This window comes from Marinobacter sp. F4206 (assembly GCF_019392195.1).
GTDB lineage: Bacteria > Pseudomonadota > Gammaproteobacteria > Pseudomonadales > Oleiphilaceae > Marinobacter.
This window is the reverse complement of sequence record NZ_JAHXKI010000002.1, coordinates 1,403,328-1,425,639: the sequence shown is the minus strand read 5'-3', so window position 1 is coordinate 1,425,639 and position 22,312 is coordinate 1,403,328. Positions and strand designations below refer to the sequence as shown.

At 60.4% G+C, this 22,312-nt stretch carries 15 protein-coding genes; 10 read left to right on the top strand and 5 right to left on the bottom strand.

The features are described 5' to 3' along the window. Positions 1-57 precede the first annotated feature (57 nt). On the bottom strand, positions 58-504 hold the full coding sequence (locus KZO34_RS08920) for an OmpA family protein (protein ID WP_219475823.1): 447 nt from the start codon (positions 502-504) through the stop codon (positions 58-60). Between the two features lie 303 nt (positions 505-807). On the opposite strand from KZO34_RS08920, the gene KZO34_RS08915 reads away from it, so the two are divergent. Further along, positions 808-2,253, top strand: coding sequence for a rhomboid family intramembrane serine protease (locus KZO34_RS08915; protein ID WP_219475822.1), 1,446 nt, complete (start codon positions 808-810; stop codon positions 2,251-2,253). 112 nt (positions 2,254-2,365) lie between these two features. Here the strand turns inward: KZO34_RS08915 and KZO34_RS08910 are convergent, their stop codons facing one another. Continuing rightward, positions 2,366-3,820 carry a hypothetical protein gene (locus KZO34_RS08910; RefSeq protein WP_219475821.1) on the bottom strand — a complete coding sequence of 485 codons (1,455 nt, stop codon included), beginning with the start codon at positions 3,818-3,820 and terminating at the stop codon, positions 2,366-2,368. A gap of 146 nt (positions 3,821-3,966) precedes the next feature. On the opposite strand from KZO34_RS08910, the gene KZO34_RS08905 reads away from it, so the two are divergent. The 3 genes from KZO34_RS08905 (at position 3,967) to acnA (ending at position 10,492) form a co-directional block, all read left to right on the top strand. Further along, positions 3,967-5,790: an ABC transporter ATP-binding protein gene (locus KZO34_RS08905; protein ID WP_374706519.1), complete on the top strand. Its 1,824-nt coding sequence runs from the start codon at positions 3,967-3,969 to the stop codon at positions 5,788-5,790. Between the two features lie 170 nt (positions 5,791-5,960). Further along, a complete protein-coding gene (locus KZO34_RS08900) occupies positions 5,961-7,475 on the top strand; it encodes a methyl-accepting chemotaxis protein (RefSeq protein ID WP_219475820.1) in 1,515 nt (504 codons plus the stop codon). 257 nt (positions 7,476-7,732) lie between these two features. Beyond that, positions 7,733-10,492, top strand: coding sequence for an aconitate hydratase AcnA (gene acnA, locus KZO34_RS08895; RefSeq protein ID WP_219475819.1), 2,760 nt, complete (start codon positions 7,733-7,735; stop codon positions 10,490-10,492). A gap of 44 nt (positions 10,493-10,536) precedes the next feature. Here the strand turns inward: acnA and KZO34_RS08890 are convergent, their stop codons facing one another. Genes KZO34_RS08890 through KZO34_RS08880 form a run of 3 tightly spaced genes read right to left on the bottom strand, consistent with a single transcriptional unit; the run spans position 10,537 to position 17,109 of the window. After that, positions 10,537-12,480 carry a sensor histidine kinase gene (locus tag KZO34_RS08890; RefSeq protein ID WP_219475818.1) on the bottom strand — a complete coding sequence of 648 codons (1,944 nt, stop codon included), beginning with the start codon at positions 12,478-12,480 and terminating at the stop codon, positions 10,537-10,539. A gap of 20 nt (positions 12,481-12,500) precedes the next feature. Then, a complete protein-coding gene (locus KZO34_RS08885) occupies positions 12,501-15,326 on the bottom strand; it encodes a PAS domain-containing protein (protein WP_219475817.1) in 2,826 nt (941 codons plus the stop codon). Positions 15,327-15,333: 7 nt separating this feature from the next. Continuing rightward, on the bottom strand, positions 15,334-17,109 hold the full coding sequence (locus KZO34_RS08880) for a sensor histidine kinase (protein ID WP_219475816.1): 1,776 nt from the start codon (positions 17,107-17,109) through the stop codon (positions 15,334-15,336). A gap of 94 nt (positions 17,110-17,203) precedes the next feature. On the opposite strand from KZO34_RS08880, the gene KZO34_RS08875 reads away from it, so the two are divergent. From KZO34_RS08875 to KZO34_RS08850, 6 genes are all read left to right on the top strand, one after another. Next, positions 17,204-18,892 carry a diguanylate cyclase gene (locus KZO34_RS08875; protein WP_219475815.1) on the top strand — a complete coding sequence of 563 codons (1,689 nt, stop codon included), beginning with the start codon at positions 17,204-17,206 and terminating at the stop codon, positions 18,890-18,892. Positions 18,893-18,895: 3 nt separating this feature from the next. Further along, on the top strand, positions 18,896-20,065 hold the full coding sequence (locus KZO34_RS08870; protein WP_219475813.1) for a response regulator: 1,170 nt from the start codon (positions 18,896-18,898) through the stop codon (positions 20,063-20,065). A 1-nt stretch (position 20,066) separates the two neighbouring features. Next, a complete protein-coding gene (locus KZO34_RS08865; protein WP_219475812.1) occupies positions 20,067-20,480 on the top strand; it encodes a response regulator in 414 nt (137 codons plus the stop codon). Between the two features lie 88 nt (positions 20,481-20,568). Then, positions 20,569-20,889, top strand: a complete 321-nt coding sequence (locus KZO34_RS08860; protein WP_219475811.1) for a DUF2288 domain-containing protein — start codon at positions 20,569-20,571, stop codon at positions 20,887-20,889. Positions 20,890-20,907: 18 nt separating this feature from the next. Continuing rightward, positions 20,908-21,279: a PA4575 family protein gene (locus tag KZO34_RS08855; RefSeq protein WP_219475808.1), complete on the top strand. Its 372-nt coding sequence runs from the start codon at positions 20,908-20,910 to the stop codon at positions 21,277-21,279. Positions 21,280-21,312: 33 nt separating this feature from the next. After that, entirely contained in the window at positions 21,313-22,221 is a 909-nt protein-coding gene (locus KZO34_RS08850; RefSeq protein WP_219475806.1) for a LysO family transporter, read from the top strand. Positions 22,222-22,312 lie beyond the last annotated feature (91 nt).

Here is a 22,312-nt window from a genome sequence, read left to right as displayed (position 1 = left end):
GTTACGAAAAGGGGGCCCATGTGGGGCCCCTTTTTTATGGTGGCGGAGTGATCAGGATCAGCCCTGCATGGCCTGAGCCAATTCCTGGGTCAGGTATTCCAGCTCGACCCGACGGTTTGCGGCGTGATCCTCCGGCGTGGCCAGTGGCCGGCTGGACCCCCACCCGGTAAGCACAATCTGGGTCTCCGTCACCCCCTCCTGGATCAGCAGGCGGGCGACGGCGTTGGCCCTGAGTCGGGACAGGAACTGGTTGTAATCCTCACCGCCAAAATTGTCGGAGTGACCGTGAATCTGAATCCGGACAGTGGGGTGCTGCCTGAGATAGACAGCGTGCTGTTGCAGCATGGCTTCATCGGCCGCGTCCAGCGCATGCTTGTTGAAACCATAATGGAATTTCAGCCGGTGAGGGCGTTTGGTCTCGGTGGTCAGGGCGGCAGCGGCGAATCCGGACGCCATGGCGGCCTTGGCAATCAGATCCGGGTTGTCCAAAACGAGTACGGTCATTGGCAGTATCCTTGATTCCAGTATCCGGTTTTTCTTGTTATTCCCGTTCACTATTGGCTGGAGCGGAAATAACGGCAATTGGCGAATGGTCGATAAGGCAGGTCCGCTCCCTGATGGCCTGATTAAATGGCATTTCTGTGACCCTTCGATGACAGGGGGAGTCAGAAACCATGGAACCGGGCACATTTCCGGGCTTGCATCGGCTTTGCCTTGACGCCGGATACCATTTGAACGCGAAAAGAAGGCCTTACTGTGGTAAAAAACAGGTTTTCAGGGACAGATTGTGATGAATTGTGACCGCCCATGCTGATTATTCCCGCCGAGAACGCCGTTAACTGGAAACGCCCGCCCTGGGTCACCCTTGGACTGATGCTGGCGTGCCTGCTGGTTTTTCTGTTTTACCAGGGGGGCGATAGCCAGAAGCTCGAACAGGCCGTATCCCAGTATCTCGAATCCGATCTCCAGACACTTGAGGCGCCGGCGTATGAGGATTACCTCCAGCGCCAGATCCGTTTCGAGGGCGCCCAGGATCGGGTCTACGAACTCCAGCAGTTTCAGGAATTGCGGGCCGACAATGAGCAGTTCTGGTTGGCGGTGAACCTGCTCATGGATCGAGAGTTCTACCAGTACTTGCAGAACAATCAATCGGTTATCTGGGCCGCTGGGGATCGGGCCCGCTGGAACGAGCAGCGGGCGCCGATCGAAGAAAAGTTTATCCAGGAACTGAGTTCGTTTCAGCTCGGGCTGGTGCCGGCGGAACTGTCCCTGTACACCCTGATCACCTACCAGTTCCTGCACGGTGGCTGGGGCCACATCATCGGTAACCTGGTGTTCCTGTTCCTGCTTGGATTCACCGTTGAAAAAGCCCTTGGGCCGTCGCGATTCCTGATCGCCTATCTGCTGTGTGGTGCCCTGTCCGGTCTGGTCTTCACCGCCTTTTCCACTGGCAGCCCGGTGCCCCTGGTGGGCGCGTCCGGTTCGATCTCCGGGTTGATGGGGATGTACGTGGCCATTTACGGCCTGCAGCAAATTCGGTTCTTCTACTTTCTCGGGGTCTACTTCAACTATTTTCGGGCGCCGGCCCTGGCCATGCTGCCGGTCTGGCTGGGCAAGGAAATCTACGATTACTGGTTTGCCGGTGCAACCGGCATCGCCTACATGGCCCACGCCGGGGGGCTGATTGCCGGCGCGGGTCTGGTCTGGATGCTGGGGCGCAGCTGGTTACAGGTGCGGGAAGAGTTTTTCGAACCCGAGGATGAAGAGCTCGATGCCCGCTTCACCAACGGTTATGCCCAGGCAATGGCCAGCCTCGGGCGAATGGAGTTTGAACTGGCGCGCCGGCAGTTCGAGGCGCTACGTGACCATTACCCGGATCGCCCGATACTGCTGGAGCATCTCTACCGGCTGGCCAAACTGCGGCCGGACTTGCCGGAATACCGGGACCGCACCCGCGAACTGATGAACGACGCGATGGTCCGCCGGCAGCCGGAACAGATGATTGAGGTCTGGCAGGAATATCTGGGCAAGGGGGAAAGCCATCAGCCCCTGAGTGCCGAAGACCACAACCGGGTGTTGTTCACCAGCCTCAAGCAGCAGGACCTGAAGGCCGCCGAGAAGGCGTTCGAACGCCTGCGCGGCACCGGTGAAGAATTGCTGACCACAGAGGCTTGCCGGCTGTTGGTGGAAGAATTCGAGAAACGCCAGATGGAGCCCAAGGCCCGGCATTACCGGCAGTTGCTTCAAGCCTAGCGGGCAGGGCAAGTGGACGAGGCTTCCCAAAACACGCTGTGAATACGTCCATGTATGCTCGGCTCCGCCATCCATGGCTCCGCACGGTTTTGGGAAGCCTCGTCCACTTGCCCTAATCGTGAACTGCGAAGGTCGCCTTCGGTCCTTTCAGGGGCTCGCGCTTCTCGGCCTGTTCCAGGTAGGTGGCAATCTGCTCGTGCAGCGGGTGGTTCATGCAGCGTTTCTGGATGAAGGTCAGGAAGGCCGTCGCTTTTTCCCACTGATTCATCCCATTCGCGAGTGCTTGCGCCACCAGCAGGTAGGCCGGCGCAAGCTGGTCGCTGTCCGGGAAGCGTTTGTGGAAATCCTGCAGCAGCTTCAGCGCTGGCTTGAACTGGCCGCGATGGTAGAGGGCGCGGGCACAGCGCACGGCCAGCTCCGGATCATCCAGGCGGAACTGGGGCTCGGCGGCGTACAGGGACGCCAGCATTGCCGCCATGCCATCGCCGTCGTTGCGGTCGGCCAGCCAGCCGAGGATTCTGGGATGGTAGCGATAGAGCTCGGTGACGTCGTTGCACGCGGTCAGCAACTGGTAAAGCTGGCCAATGCGAAGGGCGTTATCGCGGTCACGCTTGAGTGCCTCTTTCAGCATGGACTGAACCCGGTCGTAGTTGCCGTCCTTCAGGTTCATGTCGATGTCGGCGTCGAAGCGGGCGCTGCGGTCACGTTCGTGGTTGTCCTGTCCCTCGGGGCCGTCCTGGAGGTCTGATGCGAAGCCGAGCTCTTCCTGGTACTGGAACAACAGGTAACCGAGCATGTGGAACAGGATCAGGGTAAAGGTACTGTTCAGGAAACCGGCCAGAGGTTGCGACACCCAGAACGGGAAATGGCTGACGGCAAAATCCTGGGCAGCGCCCGAGGCCAGGGTCAGCAGGATCAGGTAGCCGTAAAGGAGAAAGTAGGGGCTCCCGATCCGGGAAATAAGCAGCGCCAGGTTCATCGGGTTGACGGCCGCACCCACCGAGCGTTCCATGGCCAGCACCATGATGCTCGCCGGCAGGGCCAGCACCACGAAGGCCAGGGCCAGCATCATCAACAGCGGGCCGCCCAGCATGCCGGCTGCCGCCACCAGACCGCCCATGAGCACAAAGACCAGCAATTGCAGGATGACAATGTCGAAGCCGCTACCGGTGAATGCGGTGGAAACCGGCGGCGGTTTCAGATGCCCTTCGGCGGTATGGTTGATCACCGCATAGGTGTATTTGAACAGGGCGAGGGCCAGCACCAGCCAGATCAGGATGCCAATCAGATTGGCCGGGGCCACCACCGGTACCAGGGTGCAAATGGCGATGACGATCAAAGGATCGCTGTGGAAGGGGTACCGGAAAAACGCGCCGACCCGGTTCCAGAACGGCACCACTTCGGTCGCGGCACCCAGGTACCGCATGGCCTTGCTGCACTGGGGGCACAGGGCCCGCCGTTGCCGGGTATCGGCATCCGGCATACAGCGGCTGCAGTAATGCATCTGGCACTCTCCGCAGTGCCATTTGGCCGGGGCTCCCGGGTGGTAATCGCAATCGTGTTTCACGGCTGGCCTTCGTACTGGTCCGTCAGAAAAAATCGAGCGCCAATCATGACAGATGTCATCGGCAATCGCAGCAAACCGGTTAACAGGTAGACTATTGTCAGGCCCCGGACGTATGGGTCAGGGCAGGCAGTCAAACCGGAGGATTCTTGGACCAGCAACCGCGTACCAGCCAGACCAGCAAACCCGACAGCACGCAGAACCTGTACCACTGGCGCGATGTGTTTGCGCTGGCACTCAAGCACAAACCGCGCCTGGTCAAGGCGAACCTGCTGGCGATCATGGCGACGGTGATGAGCGTGCCGGTGCCCCTGCTGCTGCCGGTGCTGGTGGATGAGGTGCTGCTGGAAGAGGCAGGTCCGGTGTTGCCGGTGATGAACCGGCTGCTGCCGGAGGCCTGGCAGCAGCCCGTGGTCTACATCGGTCTGATGGTGCTGGCTGCGTTCGCGCTGAGGCTGGCGGCGCTCTCCTTCAATGTCCTTCAGTCCCGGGAATTCTCCAAGGTCTCCAAGGACGTGGTATTCCGGATCCGGTGCCGTCTGCTGGGCCGGTTGCAGCGGGTTGCCATGTCCGAATACGAAACCCGTGGCTCGGGCGGGATCAGCAGTCACTTCATTACTGACCTCGACACCATGGACCAGTTTCTGGGTACCACCATCAGCCGGTTCCTGGTGGCAAGTCTGACCGTGACCGGCACGGCGCTGGTGCTGCTGTGGGTGCACTGGCAGCTGGCCTTGCTGATCCTGCTGTTCAACCCGCTGGTGATCTTTGCCACCATCCTGATCGGTAAGCGGGTCAAGGAACTCAAGCGTCGGGAGAACGCCGCGTACGAGGAATTTCAGGGTGACCTTACCGAGACCCTGGATGCCATTCACCAGCTCCGGGCGGCGAACCGGGAAAAACACTACCTGCGCCAGCTGATTGATCGGGCGCGCACGGTGCGGGACCACGCCATCCAGTTCGAGTGGCGCAGCGATGCCGCCTCCCGGGCCAGCTTTGCCCTGTTCCAGTTCGGGGTCGACGTGTTTCGGGGCGCGGCCATGGTGACCGTGTTGTTCAGTGATCTGAGCATCGGCATGATGTTCGCCATCTTTGGTTATCTCTGGTTCATGCTGACGCCAGTGCAGGAGATGCTGAACATGCAGTACGCCTGGTTTGCCGCCAATGCGGCCCTGGGTCGGATCAATCGACTGCTGGAGCTGAAAGAAGAACCCCGCTACCCGGCCCTGGAAAACCCGTTCCGGGGCCGCCATACGGTGGGCCTGACCCTGAGGGATGTGTACTTCAGCTACGACGATGAACCGGTGCTGAGGGGCATCAACCTGGATCTGAAACCGGGCGAGAAAGTGGCCGTGGTGGGCGCCAGTGGCGGCGGCAAATCGACACTGGTGCAGGTGATCCTCGGGATGTACACGCCCCAGCACGGCGATGTCTTGATCGACGACGTGCCGGTTGAGCGCATTGGGTTGCCCTGCCTGCGGGAACACGTTGCCACGGTGTTGCAGCACCCGGCACTGTTCAATGACACTGTGCGCCAGAACCTCACCCTGGGGCGCGACAAGCCCGAATCCGAACTCTGGGATGCCCTGCGCATTGCCCAGCTGGATCACACAGTGGCCGTCATGCCCAGACAGCTGGACACCATGATCGGCCGCCAGGGCGTCCGTCTGTCCGGCGGCCAGCGGCAGCGTCTGGCGATTGCCCGGATGATCCTCTCCGACCCGTCCGTGGTAATCCTGGACGAAGCCACCTCGGCGCTGGATGCCGAAACCGAGTTCCAGTTGCACCGTGACCTGGAAGCCTTCCTGCGTCAGCGTACCACGCTGATCATCGCCCACCGCCTGAGTGCCGTGAAACAGGCCGACCGCGCCTGCGTGTTTGAGGACGGCCGGATTATAGAGGAAGGACACCACGATGAGCTGATCCGGCGCGAAGGTCTGTACGCCCAGCTGTATGGTGAACGGCAGATGTGACAGCCGTTTTCCCGGGGTCAGGTGCGAATGGATACTCTTGGTTACATCAACAGCTGATCTGACGCATTTGGCGACCGTATAAGAGTCACAGTCGATTATTCTAAAAACAAACGTTGCTGGTGTTGAACGGATTCACGGTACCTGCCGTTTTGAGTTTGAGGTCTTGTACGATGGCTGAATCCCTTAATCACGCTCACCAGGAAGCGCTGCGTAACGACCGCTACCTGCTTTTTATTCTGCTTGCCCATATACCCGTTGTGGCGTTCCTGATCCCGCTGGAATTTGAGACCGGTGGGTTCGCTCTGCTGGCATCTCTGTTGCTGGGATTGGTCGTTACTGGCGGGTATTTCCTACTGCGAGGCCAGCGTGCCTGCTCTGTGTTCTTTGCCGCCTGCCTGATGGCCTGGTCGGCAATCATGATTCAATCCCAGATGGGGCGGGTGGAAATGCATTTCCATATCTTTGCGGCCCTCGCCCTGATCATCATCTATCGCGACTGGCTACCGGTGGTAGCGGGCGCCGGCGTTATTGCTGTCCATCACTTGGTGTTGACGGCTTTGCAGCAGTCCGGGCTGACAGTGGGGACCATGCCCATCATGTTGTTCAATCACGAAGCGACCTATGGCATGGCATTCCTGCATGCCGGGTTTGTGGTGTTTGAAGCCGGGATTCTGGTGTTTTTTGCGCTCCGGATGGCCATGGAGCGCAGGCAGGCGTTTCAGATCATCGACGTTGTCCGTGAATTCGGAGCGAACAAGGATCTCAGTGGCCGTCTGGACGGAACCGGTGACGCCCTGACCGCCCGTTCGTTCAATGGCATGATGGATCAGTTCGCGGGCTTGATTGGTGACGTTGGGAAGCTGTCGGGACGACTGCGGGAGAGCGCCGACGAGCTGACCAGCGTCAGTGACCAGACCAGCCGCGTTGTCGAGGAGCAGCATCGGCAGACAGACCAGGCGGCAACCGCCATCAACCAGATGACGGCGACTGTCCATGAAGTGGCACAGAATGCCCAGGCGGCGTCAGAGTCGGCCAGCAACGCGTCGGACGCAGCCGCGGAGGGGCGGAAAAATGTCCAGCATGCGGTGCAGCTGACGGAAGCCACTAATAGCGCCCTGGGTGACTCGTCGCAGATGGTGACGGAGCTGGTGGACAAGGTGAAATCGATCGGTTCGTTCGTCGCGTCCATCAACGAAATCTCGGACCAGACCAATCTGCTCGCGCTCAACGCGGCGATTGAGGCGGCGAGGGCGGGCGAGCATGGCCGCGGGTTCGCGGTCGTCGCGGAGGAAGTCCGGAATCTGTCGCGGAGAACGCAGGATTTTACCCGTGAAATTGGCAGTACCATTGATGACCTGACCGCCGTTTCCCAAGCGACCTTTGCCGCCATCGAAATAGGCCAGACCCGTTCTGGCGAAACCAGCAGAGCGGTTCGCAGCACCGGGGATGCCATTCGCCAGATTGAAATGGCCATTGCCACCGTCAGCGATATGAACCATCAAATTGCAGCCGCCGCGGAAGAACAGGCGACTGCTTCGTCGGAAATCAATGACGGTGTTCAGCGTGTGGCTGACCAGAACGCCGAGGTGGTTCAGGAAGCGGAACGTACCCGGACGATGGCCCGGCATCTGGAGCAGATCATCGGTGATGTGGATGGTCTTGTTCGCGATTACCGGGGCGTATGATCTTGGTCGGACATTCATCCGGCGAATTCCGAACATTCACCGGGCGCGGTTGAACTCTGGCCAATCGGTGCAATAGTTATAGATGACTTCACATCGCCGAGTTCTTACACCAGTCTGTCCCGTATTGTGTTTGATCCAATGTCGCGCGCACACTGATGCAAGGGCTCGCGCATGGCCCAGTGTCGCCGGTTTTCGCGGCGCGCCATGCTCGAACGGCCTTCCCGAATGTTCGGATAACGACGAAAAGGAGGCACCACATGTCGAACGACAGTCCCAGTAAAGACAGCCTGAATACCTTGTCCAGCCTGGATGCGGGTGGCAAGACCTACCATTATTACAGCTTGCCAAAGGCGGCAGACACCCTCGGTGATCTCAACCGGCTGCCCTTTTCGCTCAAGGTTCTGATGGAGAACCTGCTCCGCAACGAGGACGACATCACGGTCGATCGCAGCCACATCGACGCTATGGTGCAATGGCTGAAGGACCGTCGTTCCGATACCGAGATTCAGTTTCGACCAGCACGGGTCCTGATGCAGGACTTCACCGGCGTGCCCGGCGTCGTGGACCTGGCGGCCATGCGCGAGGCCGTGAAGGCGGCGGGCAAGGATCCGGCGTTGATCAATCCGCTGTCCCCGGTGGACCTGGTGATCGACCACTCGGTGATGGTGGACCATTTCGGCGATCCGTCGTCGTTCAAGGACAACGTCGCGATCGAGATGGAGCGCAACGAGGAGCGTTACGAGTTCCTGCGCTGGGGCCAACAGGCCTTTGACAACTTCCGGGTGGTGCCGCCGGGCACGGGGATCTGTCACCAGGTCAACCTCGAGTACCTGGGCAAGACCGTGTGGTCGAAAGACCAGGACGGCAAGACCTTTGCGTACCCGGACACCCTGGTTGGCACGGATTCCCATACCACCATGATCAATGGTCTGGGTATTCTGGGCTGGGGCGTTGGTGGTATCGAGGCCGAAGCCGCGATGCTGGGCCAGCCGGTGTCCATGCTGATTCCCGAAGTGGTCGGCTTCAAGGTTACCGGCAAGCTTCGGGAAGGCATTACCGCCACCGATCTGGTGCTGACGGTGACGGAAATGCTGCGCAAGAAAGGGGTCGTGGGCAAGTTCGTGGAATTCTACGGCGACGGTCTCAAGGACATGCCGGTGGCGGATCGGGCCACCATTGCCAATATGGCCCCCGAGTACGGGGCGACCTGCGGCTTCTTCCCGGTCGATGAGCAGACCATCAAGTACATGCGCCTGACCGGCCGCGAGGACGATCAGCTCGAGCTGGTGGAGGCCTATGCCAAGGCCCAAGGCCTCTGGCGGGAGCCGGGCCATGAGCCGATCTATACCGACACCCTGGAACTGGACATGGGCGAAGTCGAGGCCAGCCTGGCAGGTCCGAAGCGTCCCCAGGACCGGGTGGCCCTGAAGAACATGAAGGCGTCGTTCGAGTTGCTGATGGAAACCGCCGAAGGGCCGGCGGATACCCGGGAGGACAAACTGGAATCGGAGGGCGGACAAACCGCCGTGGGCGTGGAAGACAGCTATGAACACCACGCCAGCCAAGATGTCGAGATGAACGGAGAATCCTTCCGCCTGCACCCTGGCGCCGTGGTGATTGCGGCGATTACCTCCTGCACCAACACGTCGAACCCGAGTGTGATGATGGCTGCTGGCCTGATCGCCCAGAAAGCGGTCCAGAAGGGCCTGAAAACCAAGCCCTGGGTGAAGACGTCCCTGGCGCCGGGCTCCAAGGTGGTGACCGACTACCTGCGGGTGGGCGGATTCCAGGACGATCTCGATGAACTGGGCTTCAATCTGGTCGGCTATGGTTGCACCACCTGCATTGGTAACTCGGGTCCGCTGCCCGATGCCGTTGAGAAAGCGATCAACGATGGCGATCTGACCGTGGCATCGGTGCTCTCAGGTAACCGCAACTTCGAGGGTCGGGTGCATCCCCAGGTGAAAACCAACTGGTTGGCATCGCCGCCCCTGGTCGTAGCCTACGCGCTGGCCGGTAACGTCCGTCTGGATATGGAGAAAGATCCTCTTGGCGCCGACAAGGACGGTAACCCGGTTTACCTGAAGGACCTGTGGCCGAGCCAGCAGGAAATCGCGGAGGCGGTCGAGAAGGTGAAAACCGACATGTTCCGCAAGGAATACGCCGAAGTGTTCGATGGCGACGCCACCTGGAAGGCCCTCAAGGTGCCCGAGAGCAAGGTGTACGAGTGGTCCGACAAGTCCACCTACATCCAGCATCCACCGTTCTTTGAAGGCATGGGTGAAGACCCGGAAGCCATCGAGGACATCCGGGACGCCAACATCCTGGCGCTGATGGGCGATTCGGTGACGACCGATCACATTTCGCCCGCCGGCTCCTTCAAGCCGGATACACCGGCCGGCAAGTACCTGCAGGCGCAGGGTGTCGATCCGAAAGACTTCAACTCCTACGGCTCACGCCGGGGCAACCACGAAGTCATGATGCGTGGCACCTTTGCCAATGTCCGCATCCGCAATGAAATGCTCGACGGCGTAGAGGGAGGCTTCACCCGGCATGTGCCTTCGGGCGAGCAGATGCCCATCTACGATGCGGCCATGAAGTACCAGGAAGAGGGCACCCCGCTGGTGGTCATCGCCGGCAAGGAGTACGGCACCGGGTCCAGTCGCGACTGGGCGGCCAAGGGAACCCGCTTGCTGGGTGTCCGGGCAGTGGTGGCGGAATCCTATGAGCGGATTCACCGGTCCAACCTCATTGGTATGGGCGTAATGCCGCTGCAATTCCCGGAAGGCACGGACCGTAAGAGCCTGAAGCTCACGGGTGAGGAAACCATCAGCATTGAAGGTCTGTCGGGTGACATTAAGCCGGGTCAGACCCTGACAATGACGGTGACCTACAAGGACGGCTCTACCGAAACCTGTGACCTGAAGTCACGCATTGATACGGCCAATGAGGCGGTCTATTTCCAGCACGGAGGCATCCTGCACTACGTGGTGCGGGAAATGCTCAAATCTGCTTAACAGCGCGTGACCTTACGTGGCCCGGCGGGACGGCTCGCCGGGCCTCAGTCCGCCTGGTCTCTCATCACCAGGGAGGCCGCCGGCAGTTCAAGCCAGAACAAGGCGCCCTCTCCGGGTGTCGACCGATAGTCAACCTTGCCATTCATGTTGGCCATCAGCTCCCGCGTAATGGCGAGTCCCAGGCCAGTGCCGCCCTTTGCCCTGCGGTCGGAGCCGTCAGCCTGGGAGAATTTCTGGAAGATCTGTTCCCGGAATCCCTGGGGCACGCCTTCTCCGTAATCCCTGACGCACAGACGTATCCGGTCACCTTGCTGCTCGGTAAAGACCTCCACGCTGGCGCCCTCGGGCGAGAACTTGATGGCGTTGGACAGCAAATTGGTGGCGGCCTGATCGAACCGTTGCCGGTCCACCCGGACCGTCGCCCCGGCAAGTTCGCCAGTGTGAATTTGGACCTGGCGTTCCCGGGCGAAGGGTTCGATGTTCTCAACGCATTCGCGAACGAGTTCGGGCAAAGTGTGATCTCCGAGCTTGAAGGGCATCTTGCCCGCCGCGAGTTTCTCGATGTCCAGTAAGTCGTTGATCAGCATGGTTAGTTGCCGGCTGTTGCGGTAGGCAATCTGTGCCAGCCGGGACGCGCTCTCAGGCAGCTCGCCCGCGGCGTTATTGGCCAGTAGCCCCAGCGAGCCGGATATCGAGGTAAGCGGGGTTCGCAACTCATGGCTGACCGTCGAGATGAACTCGCTTTTCAGGCGATCCACTTTTTTCTGTTCGGAAATGTCTTCGGTGATGAGCCAGATCACGGATTCGCTGTCGTGGCTATCGAGCTGAAGGCCCTGGAGCATCACCGGCACCATCTGCTGCTCCGGATTCGGGAAATAACCTTCGAGGCCACTGAACCGGAAATTTTTCTTCAGGGTGTCCCGAATGCCCGGTCCGGCGGTCCGGAGCTTGCCGTCCTGATCGAAAGCATTGTCGAAATAGTCCAACGACTGCGCCGCCTTGCCAAAACTGCGTTCGAAGGCGCGGTTGGCCTGCAGCAGCTCTCCCCGGTGAGCACTGTATAGCCCTATGCCAATGGGTGCGAGCTCAAACAGGCCCTTGAACCGGCGTTGCATTTTCCGGTCTTTCAGCATCAGGCTGGTAAGCCAGAACGTACCGGAGGTCACCAACAGTACCATCAGGGTCAGCAGACCCCTTACCAGCAGGGGGGATTCCGGATGGTTTGGCCAGCCGGTGTCAGGCTCGGCAAAGAGGGTCCATCGGGTGCCTGGCATATTCAGGCTGGTTGTGACGGGGTTGTGCCACGTGGCTGGCTCGGTCCCCAGGAACATTGCGGCACGGTCAGCGGGATCCTCTGACGTGGACAGTCCGAACGTCATGTCGTCTGCAAACGGGACCAGGCCCGCGGTATGGTAGAGGCGGTCCAGGTCCAGGATGACGGACGTCACGCCCCAGAATTCCCCGGTCTGGCTCTCGAATATGGGGATCCGTCCGGCGAGCCCCTGGCCGCCCTGCACGAGGTCGATCGGCCCGCTGTAAACCACCTGCCGATTTACCAGCATCCGCCGGATTTGCTCGGGTGAGAGACTCTTGGCCGTCAGATCCAGCCCCAGGGCAGATTCGTTTCCTTCGAGGGGGTAGATATGGCGAATAACAAAGTCGGGGGCCAGTCCGATATTCCGGAGCTCCGGTGCCAGCCTGAAGATGACCGAGGCCAGTTCCCGGAAGCGCTGCTCATCAATGTCGGGTTGCACGGCGACATTCGCTGCCAGACCCCAGACGGTCTGAATATTCTGCAGGATGGTGCTCTGGAGCCGCAGGCTGAGCTCGTCGAGTCGCTCCTGCCACTGGTGCCTGACGTCGGTTTGATGTCGGGCGGTGCCGGCGGAATCCAGAGACAGGGCCACGGCGATCATCAGCAGCAGAATGCCAATCCGGGCCGCCCAGATCAGCCAATGAAACAGTTTGTCCTGATTTCTTGTTTTCATGGTTTTGTGCTCAATGGCCGCTAGCGGAGCGGAATGTCGAGCCAGAAGCTCGCGCCCCGGCCCTCCACCGATTCGAAACCAACTCCGCCGCCCATCTGGGTCATGATTTCCCGGGTGATGGCCAGCCCAAGACCGGTGCCGCCCCGTCCCCGGGTGTCGGAGCTGTCGGCCTGGGCAAACTTCTGGAATATCCGGCTGCGGAAACTGTCGGGTACGCCGGGCCCCCGGTCGGAGACCTGGATGCGGAACTGCCCTTCTTTCAATCGGGTTTCAACGACCACCTCGCTCTGTTCGGGGGAAAACTTGATGGCGTTGGACAACAGGTTGGCCAGCGCCTGCTCAAGGCGTTGGCGATCCACCTGAAGCTCCTGGTCCGCATAGTGGTCCTCGAAGCGGACCGAAACCTGCCGGTCAACCGCATAGGTGTGCATACGGTCAATGCAGTCCTGAATCGCAGGGCTGAGAGTTTGCCATTGCAGCCGAATCTTCATGCGGCCGGAAACCAGCTTCTCCATGTCCAGCAGGTCGTCAATGAGTTGCTTTAACTGGTCGCTGTTCCGGGCGGCAATGGAGATCATTCGCTTCACCTGCTCGGGCAGCGGGCCCAGGGCACCGCCGGCAATGAGGCCGAGCGACCCGGCGATGGAGGTCAGGGGGGTGCGTAGCTCGTGGCTGACGGTGGAAATGAACTCGTTTTTCATCCGTTCCACCTTCTTGCGCTCGGAAATATCCTCAATCAGCGACCAGACCAGCGTGCGGCCGGAGGAGTTGGTGATCCGCAGACCCTGGATAACCGCCGGATAGCTGGAGCCGTCCTTGCGCAGGATGTTCTGTTCGAATGGGCCGAAGCGCCCCGTCTCCTGGAGTTGCGATAACGCGCGATCCCGCATGCCGACGAACCCGCCGGAGAGCAGGTTTTTGAAGTCCAGTGCCATGAACTCGTCCCGGCTGTATCCCGTTGGCTTCAGCAGTGCCTGGTTTACATCCAGAAAACGGGTTTGACGATAGTCATTCAGGGCGATACCAATGGGTGACAGCTCGAACAGGCGTCGCAGTTCTTCCTCGCTTTCCTGCAGGGCCAGCTGGATCCGTTTTTTGTCGTCGATATCGGCGATGTAGCCGTGCCACATGATGCTCTTGTCGGCCAGCAGTTCCGGTGTGGCCCGCCCCTCGACCCAGCGCCAATCGCCATCGCCCCGGTGTGTACGGTATTGCTGTTGCCACACGGAAAGCCGCTGGGCCGACTCGTTGATGCTTGCGCCCACTGCGTCAAGATCGTCCGGATGGATGCGACTGAATACCGCCGACGCATCGTCGGCAACATCCCCGCTCTCGACGCCGTAGATTTCCCGGATGCCCGGACCGGAAAACGGAAAGGCCGACGAGCCGTCCGGCCATAACCGGTACTGGTACAGCATGCCCGGCGTCTGCTCGACCAGTTTGGTCAGGGTCTGCACGCTGATACGTCGCTCGAGGACGCCGGCGACCCAGCGCGCCAGCAGGGTGACAAAGGTGACTTCGGTCTCAGAGAAGCCATGCTCCCGTGGCGTGGGCGAGGAAAAGTTAAGCGTGCCGAACAGCCGGTCATGAAGGTAGATCGGCGCGGCGACGTAGCTTTCGAGGCCAAAAAGCTCGTAGCAGGGAAGGTCCCGGTAGGGAGAGCGTGCCATGTGGTCAATGGAGAGGCTGTCATCCTGTTCCACCATGATCGAGCAGTAGGTGTCGGCGAGGGAAAAGCTCAGTCCGGCCTCGAGTCCGGCGTCGGCCGGTGCATCGAACCACCGGATGGTGTATACGCTGCTGGTGATCTCGCTGACAATGGCCAGGGGCATGTTCAGGTAGTCGGCGCCCAGGCTCAGGGCCTTGCGGATGCGGACGTCATCGTCTGTTTCCGGGTCCAGGGCCAGATCGTTCAGGATGCTCAGCGCCGTATTCTGCTGCTGCATTTTTTCGAGGTTGGCCATCTCGGCGGTGATATCGGCATGGGTGCCGTACATCCTCAGGGGGGCGCCATCCCCGGTCCACTCGAATACCCGGCCCCGGTCGTGAACCCAGACCCAATGCCCATTCTTGTGCCGCATGCGACAGCGATAGTCATATTCGTCAAGTTCGCCGGCAAAATGGGCGTTGAGCAGGCGCTCGGATTCCGGCAAATCCTCGGGATGCGCCAGGTTGAGCCAGGTCTGGATACTGACCGGCTCCAGCTCTTCGAGGCGATAGCCGCAAATCTGGGCCCAGCGCTCATTAAAGACGGTTTCTCCGGTCTGGACATTCCATTCCCAGGTTCCGACCCGGGTCCCATCAATCACCGCCCGGGCCCGCCGCTCGCTCTGCCGGAGATCCTGGTAAAAGTCTGAGGCGGCCTGCAGGTTGATCTCACGCTCTACACAATCGGCCAGTTCCCGTAACAGGGTCTGATCATCCTCACTGAACCGGCGTGGTTTGCGGTCAATCAGGCACAGCGTGCCCAGTCTGAAACCGTCGGCGCTGTGCAGCGGGGCACCGGCGTAGAATCGGATAAAGGGCGCTTCGGTAACCAGCGGATTGTCATTGAAGCGGCTGTCATGGAGTGTGTCCTCAATGACGAAAACGTCCGAATGCAGGATGGCGTGGCCACAGAAGGAGATGTCCCTGGGGGTTTCCGGCGTCGTCAGGCCCTGACAGGACTTGAACCATTGCCGGTTCCGGTCGACCAGACTGACCAGCGCAATTGGCACATCGAACATCTTGCAGGCTATGCGGGTGAAACGGTCGAATCGTTCCTCGGGGCTGGAGTCCAATAGCCCGGACCGGTCAAGCGCGGCCTGGCGCTCCTGTTCATGTGCGGTGAATTCCGGCGCTTTCATGGTGTGTTCAGTTCTCTTGTTCGGCGGTGGGGAGCTCAATCCAGAAATTGGCACCCTGTTCGTAGTAGTAACCGATTCGGCCCTGCATCAGAATGCTGAGCTCACGGCAGATGGCCAACCCGAGCCCGGTGCCGGCTGTCGATCTGGTGGTGCCGGCCTCAGCCTGCGAAAAGCGCTCGAACAGGCGCTCCACAAATGTTTCCGGCACGCCCTCACCGCTGTCCTGAACGGTGATCCTAAGCGACCCGGCGTCTCCGTCCTCAACCCGGATCTCCACCGTTCCCCGGGCTGGTGAGAATTTAATGGCATTGCTGACAAAGTTGTCGAGTATCTGGCGCAAACGGTGGGGGTCCGCGACCACGGCGCGCTCGGGATCACACGTGGCTGTCAGCGTGATGTCGTGATCGCTGGCCATGGCCTGATTGCCGGAGACCGCCGCTTCGATGATCGGTTGTAGCGGTTCCCGGGCCAGCGTGACCGACATCTGGCCCGCAGACAGTTTGCTGAAATCCAGCAAGTCCGAAATCAGAAGCTGCAGCCGCTCGCCGTTGCGAAGCGCCAGTGTGTTCATCTGCTGAGCCTTCTCCGGCAGCTCGCCCGTCGCCCCGGACTGAATCAGTCTCAGCGCGCCGTTGATGGAGGTCAGGGGTGTGCGCAGTTCGTGGCTGACATTGGAAACAAACTGTTCCTTCATCTGGCTGATGGCATCGCGCTCGTCCATCAGGCGGTTGAACGCCAGGGCCAGGTTGCGGACTTCACCCGGGCCGGCGGGGGCCAGTCTTGCCGCCTCGGAGGGGTGTTTCACCATGTTCTCGATCTTTTGGGTCATGCGGTCAAGGCGGTTGGTCGCCGACCGGCTGAGCCAGTAGCTGATCAGCGAAATCAGGACGGCAATGCCAAGACTGATCCCGAAAAAGCGGGCGAACGATTCCTTCGCCGGTGCTGTGGCCCATTCGTAGGGTACGGCACGTATAAACTGCCAGCCGAGCTTCTGGAGGTGGCTGGTGGCATAAATCAGGTCCTGACCAGCCGGCCCCTGGGTCTGGCCAAACCGGATACCGGACAGTGCCGCGTCAATCAGCGGGTCTGTGCCGGGGTCCGGCAGAGACTGGATGTCGCTCTCCGGTTCCGGTCCGCCCTCGATGTACAGGAAGTTGTCGGAATCAATGACCTTGAACGTGGCATCGTCGTTGGCAATTTCCCTCAGCATGGCTGCGGGGAGGATGCTGGTTTCACCGAGATTAATGGTGCCGCCAAGGAATCCCAGCAGGTCGCCGTCATCCGTTTCGATGGGCGCGATGAAGGAAATCAGCGGGACGCCGGTGGTCCGACCGATAATGGGCCGGCTGATCACCGGTTGCCGGGTTTCGATGGCCTCCTTGAAGTGTTGCCGGTCAGCATAGTTGGTGCCGATGCGCCCGGGCACAAACAGAGTCTGGGCGATGGCCGTTGCCTTTTCATCGAACACCAGAATGCCGTCCGGGAAAAGGGATTGCAGCAGTCTCTGGCGCTCGAGCTGTTCGGCGATCTCGTTCTGGTTGTGAAGCCGGTCGCCATCGCTGAGCATGCTGGCGGATTCCGACAGAACATCGAGCTTTAACTGCAGCCGCTGGTCAACTTCCGCGGAAATCCGGCGGGTTTCGTACAGCTGTCGTTCGGTCAGAATGGTCTCGAAATCGTCGACCAGGGCACCGTAGGCAATCAAGAGCACCGACCCGACCGTCGCGATGGTTCCGACCAGAATGATCAGGGCAAGGCGCGTGCCCAGTGAAAATGAACGCAAACCGACTTCCTTACTGGTACTTTGCCGAAAATATTGCTTTGATGTCTTTGAATCTGGCACACACGAATTCTGGAGCAGATTACACTGAACAACCATGCCTGAAGAGAAAAATTCTGAAGTTGCACGGAAGCTGGAACTTCTCAAGCTGCGGTTCAAGGAAAAAGCAACGACGGACATTGGTCTCTTGCGGGCAGCGGCGGACCGGTTCCGGGCAGGTGATTTCAGCGCCAGCGACATCGCGTCCGTCTACCACTCTCTCCACCGGCTGGCGGGGTCGGCAGGCACGTTTGGCTTCAGTGCTCTGGGTGAGGAAGCGCGGTCGTTGGAGATCATGCTGAAGCCGCTGGCCGACATGGATGACGATTCATCGGGCTCGGCCATAGCGGCTGAGCAGGGACGGGACGTCGTCAACCAGGCGTTCGTGGACCGGGTGGCTCAGCTGGAAAGTCTGCTGTCTTTGGAGCAGGGCGCGCCCCTGACCGGTGACGACGCCTCGCCGCGGGCGTCGGCCGAGCGCTCGGAAGAGTCGGTGGTGCTGATCGTGGATCCGGATCAGGATGCTGCCCGGGATCTTGCCTGTGGTCTGGAGTTTCACGGGTTTCTGGCCAACATTTTTCCTTCAGTCGAGAGTGCCGTGGTGAACGGGTTGGCCGGCGTTTCGGTGATGGTGGTCAGGGACGATCTGGTGATCCGGGAGAGCCGGCAACTCGGTTCAGTTGCTGACAAGCCTCCGATCATCTGCGTGGGTGCCGGGGATTCTTTCAGCCAGCGGTACCGGCTCGCTGAGCGCGGCGTTGATGGGTTCGTGTGCGAGCCGGTGGACATCCCGGTGCTTGCGGACTACATGGAACGGCTTATTACGGAGCGCGATGAAGGTGGTTCCGGCCGGGTGATGATCGTGGACGATGATCCCGAGCTGCTGGAGCACTACGGATTGGTGCTGGAAGAGGGCGGAATGGAAGTCCGGCGAGTGAACAAACCGGCGGAGATTCTGAGCGTCCTGTCAGAGTTCAGGCCGGACATCGTGCTGATGGATGTGCAGATGGGGACCTTTACGGGCCCCAACCTTGCCCGAATGCTGCGTTTTGATCCGGAATGGCTGGGCTTGCCCATCATCTTCCTGTCATCGGAGGAAGACCGGGAATTCCAGGTCGCCGCCCTCGCCAAAGGGGGGGATGATTTTCTGACCAAGCCGGTGTCAGACGCCTTCCTGCTGCGTGCTGTGAAAGTCAGGTGTTACCGCGCCCGGCAACTGGGCAAGCTGGCCTCAAGGGACAGTCTGACCGGGCTGCTCAAGCATTCGGTCGCCAAATTTGAAATCCAGAAAGAGCATGCCCGTTGTCAGCGCCTGGGTCAGCAGTCCGTGGTCGCCATGCTCGACCTTGATCATTTCAAGCAGGTCAATGATCGCTACGGCCACAGAACCGGTGATTTGGTCATCAAGGGGCTGGCGAACCTGTTGCGACATCGGCTCCGAAAGTCCGACGTCATCGGCCGCTATGGCGGGGAGGAGTTTGTCGTAGCGCTGCCCGATTGCTCCGTCGAGAATGCCCGCCAGGTCCTGCAATCCGTGTGCGATCACATGGCCGGGATTATTTTCACTGCTAATGGCCAGGAATTCACCGTCACCCTGAGCGTGGGGGTAGCGCCACTCCAGAATTCTCCGACCGGTGACGATGCCCTTGAGGCGGCGGATCAGGCTCTGTACCGGCGCAAGCAGAGCGGGCGCAATGGGGTTATGGTCAGTGGTGACGAACCGGAACCGGCAGGGACGGTCAGCTGAGTGATGGATGCCCTGATTGTAGAAGATGACGATCTGATGGCCGACCTGCTGGAAACCGTGGTTGCGGGACTGCACCCGGCCATGACCGTCTCCAAGGCTGCCGGTTTTCAGGAAGCCATAGCGCTCTGGCAGCAAAAAAAGCCGGGGCTGTTGGTTGTCGACTGGAATCTTCCGGACGGTTCGGGTCTGGAAATCGTCCGTCAGGTCCGGGCCACGGACCGGGACGTGGCCATTGTGATGATTACCGGGCGTGCCGATCGGGAGTCCATTCTCAAGGCGGCGCATTACCGGATAAACGGCTATATCAGCAAACCGTTCAAGGTCGAGATGTTGCACGAGCGCCTGCTGGCGATGGTCGGCAAGGCCCTGCCCGAGGGTACCTCCGACGTTACCTCCCTGGATGAGATGCTCTCAGGCGGCCTCGATTCGGTTATTCAGCTCCCGGCGAAAACCGATGCCGCCAGTGTGATTGATCTTATGGCCCGTGCTGAGGGCCTGGCGGCTGCTCAACTGGCGGAGCGGTGGCAGAATGACGCCTCGCTGTGTAGCCGGTTACTGGACGTCGCCAACCGGTCCTCGTTCCGTAGAACCGGCACCCCGCTGGTAAATCTGCGCGACGCGATTTCGTCGATGGGTGTGCCCATGGCGCTGAATCAGGCGCTGGCGTTATCGCTGGACGTCAGTGCGGCGTTCTCTTCGGGGTTATTGACCGACCTGGCCGTGGACTTTCAGCAACGGGCTGAGGCTGTGGGCCTTGAGGCACAGAGGATGGCGCTGGCCTTGGGGAAAAAGTCCGCGCAGTTCCAGACCGCCGGTTTGCTGAGCCGTATGGGCGAACTTGCCGTGCTGAAAGTGGTGGATCAGTACCTGAAGCAGGGTGGCACCCTGGGCGACAAGCAGACAGAACAGGCGATTCGGGACTGGGCCCAGCCCTACGGCAACCGGCTGAAGGTGCAGTGGCGTCTGCCACTGGAGCTCAGGCAATTGATTGGTGCGGTTCACTATGTGTCCCGTGAAAACGTCACCCAGGACCGCCTGATCATGCGGGCGGCGGCGTTGATGGTCAATGATACGACGCCCGAGGCGGAACGCAGCAGACTGTTGCGACAGCTCGGACTGGAAGACTGGCAGGCAGCTGGTCAGGAAAAGGGGCAAGGCAACGATGGGAGTTAAGATGGCGGAAACGGGTGTCGAGCTTGAGCGAATCATGTTGGTCGAAGACGAGGAGGACATCCGTGCGGTGGCCGAACTTGCCCTGGAAGCGGTGGGTGGATTTACCCTGAAAACCTGCGCTTCCGGCCACAATGCCCTGGCAACGATTGAAGCGTTCCAGCCGCAGCTGATTGTGTTGGATGTGATGATGCCGGGCATGGACGGTCCCTCTACCCTGGGCGCGATTCGCCAGCTGCCTGGCTTTTCCCGGGTGCCCGCGATCTTCATGACTGCCAAGGTGCAGCCGGATGAAGTCAGCGGATATCTCGGCCAAGGCGCGGCGGCCGTTATTCCCAAACCCTTTGACCCCATGGCGCTGTCGGACAGGATTCGCGAGATCTGGGCCAGCCTCGACCCCAGTGCACGTCCGGAATGACGCAATCTGGCGGCTTGCACTGGTGTCGCAGCCGGCGATTCGGTTACCCTGTTGGGAACGAACCATCTGGCATTGTTGAGGCCCCGTCATGTCGTCTGAACCCTCCAGTGATGAGCTGAAAGCAAAGCTGAACCTGGAAACCTCCCGCATTCACTGGCACGATCTGCAAACCTATTTTGCTCGCGGCCAAGTCGTTCGGGTCGCCCCCGAATTGGATTTGCTGGATGTCGCGACCGAGTTGGCAGCCGATAACAAAGCCCGGTTCCAGCAGTGGATGACGGACGGCAAGGTTGGTGATATCCCGGCGGATCTGGCGCAGGCCTGGTACGACAGCAATGCCGAACTCTGGGCGGTGGTGATTGCGCCCTGGGTGCTGGTTCAGGATCGGTCCGGCCATGTGCTGCACTGATCACCCTGCGGGTCTGAAATGAATCTGCACTATTTTCATGGTCGCGGTCCCCTGAAGGCATTGGTGATGGTTCGTCGGGAACATCGTCTGGAACTCTTCATCAAGCCGGTGGGTGAGCGTACCTGGGCACTGGTGGCCCTTACCGGCCCCGATCAGGGGCAGCCTCAACGCCAGCACTGCCAGGGCCCCTGGGCCACCCTGGCCCGCGCAGAATCGGTTCTGCGCAGTACCGCCGGCGCCCTGATGGGAAACGGCTATGAACCGCGCCCGTCTGATTATGTGGTGTGGTCGGTGACCGCCCAACGGCTGGCCCGTACCCTGCGACTTGATCAAGGCACTGGTGCAGACCGGCCCATGCTGGATCCCGACCAGTTCGAACCCCTCGTCTGATTGACGCTTTCCCATATCCTGCCTGAGGACACCATGCTGACCAGTGCTTTGCTGATTCTCGCCCCCCTGTTTCTGGGATTCGCCCTGCCATTGGAGAACCGTCGGGCAATGACGGTCATTCACTACTTGGTCGAGATCCTTGTCTATTTCATCCTCGGTCTGTTGGGCCTTGGGCTGGGGCAGATGGAGGGCCTGGCCAGCCAGTTGGGGGGGATGGCGGTCCAGGTTCTGTTGCTGGTGGTGGTTCTGTTCATGGCCAACATGGCCGGGCTCTGGCTGTTGCATCGCTTGCAGCCGATGGCGACGGAACAGGGCCAGTGCGGCGAGAGTCCGGGATACCGTCGACTGTTCATGGCTGGACTCAAGCCGTTGCTGGCGGTCCTGTTAGGCCTGCTCGCCGGCTATTTCCTGCTGCCGCCGGTACCTCTGGTTGAAGACGTTGCCACCTGGTCGCTCATGCTGTTGTTGTTCCTGATCGGACTGCAGCTTCGCAATGCCGGGCTATCGCTGCGCAAGCTGCTGATGAATCGACAGGGTCTCGGGATTGCCGTGGCCCTGACACTCAGTTCTCTGGCGGCGGGTGCTCTGCTGATCCCCGTTCTCGCTTTGCCCTGGCACGATGTGCTGGCACTGGCCTCAGGGTTTGGCTGGTACTCGCTGTCCGGCATTGTGATCGGCGAGGCGCTGGGCCCGGCCTGGGGCGGCGTTGCGTTCCTCAATGACGTCCTGCGGGAAATCATCGCGCTGGCGATTATTCCGCTGCTGATCGCGACTCGCCCTGCCATGGCGATCGGCTATGGCGGGGCCACGGCGATGGATTTTACCCTCCCGGTGATACGCAGCAGCGGTGGTCTGGCGTGTGTTCCGGTGGCCATTGCCTCGGGCTTTCTGTTGTCGTTCCTGTCACCGGTCATGATGGGGGTTTTCCTGTCGTTGGGCTGAATTGGCGTGTTTCGGGGCAGGTAAGGGTTTTACCGGTACAGTGCACACAGTAAGATTGAGAAAAGTTAACCTCTCCTCTCTGGACTGAGCA

Coding starts and splice junctions, on each gene's coding strand:
- KZO34_RS08920 (WP_219475823.1), bottom strand. CDS start 504: ATGACCGTACTCGTTTTGGACAACCCGGATCTGATTGCCAAGGCCGCC.
- KZO34_RS08915 (WP_219475822.1), top strand. CDS start 808: ATGCTGATTATTCCCGCCGAGAACGCCGTTAACTGGAAACGCCCGCCC.
- KZO34_RS08900 (WP_219475820.1), top strand. CDS start 5,961: ATGGCTGAATCCCTTAATCACGCTCACCAGGAAGCGCTGCGTAACGAC.
- acnA (WP_219475819.1), top strand. CDS start 7,733: ATGTCGAACGACAGTCCCAGTAAAGACAGCCTGAATACCTTGTCCAGC.
- KZO34_RS08890 (WP_219475818.1), bottom strand. CDS start 12,480: ATGAAAACAAGAAATCAGGACAAACTGTTTCATTGGCTGATCTGGGCG.
- KZO34_RS08885 (WP_219475817.1), bottom strand. CDS start 15,326: ATGAAAGCGCCGGAATTCACCGCACATGAACAGGAGCGCCAGGCCGCG.
- KZO34_RS08875 (WP_219475815.1), top strand. CDS start 17,204: ATGCCTGAAGAGAAAAATTCTGAAGTTGCACGGAAGCTGGAACTTCTC.
- KZO34_RS08870 (WP_219475813.1), top strand. CDS start 18,896: ATGGATGCCCTGATTGTAGAAGATGACGATCTGATGGCCGACCTGCTG.
- KZO34_RS08865 (WP_219475812.1), top strand. CDS start 20,067: ATGGCGGAAACGGGTGTCGAGCTTGAGCGAATCATGTTGGTCGAAGAC.
- KZO34_RS08860 (WP_219475811.1), top strand. CDS start 20,569: ATGTCGTCTGAACCCTCCAGTGATGAGCTGAAAGCAAAGCTGAACCTG.
- KZO34_RS08855 (WP_219475808.1), top strand. CDS start 20,908: ATGAATCTGCACTATTTTCATGGTCGCGGTCCCCTGAAGGCATTGGTG.
- KZO34_RS08850 (WP_219475806.1), top strand. CDS start 21,313: ATGCTGACCAGTGCTTTGCTGATTCTCGCCCCCCTGTTTCTGGGATTC.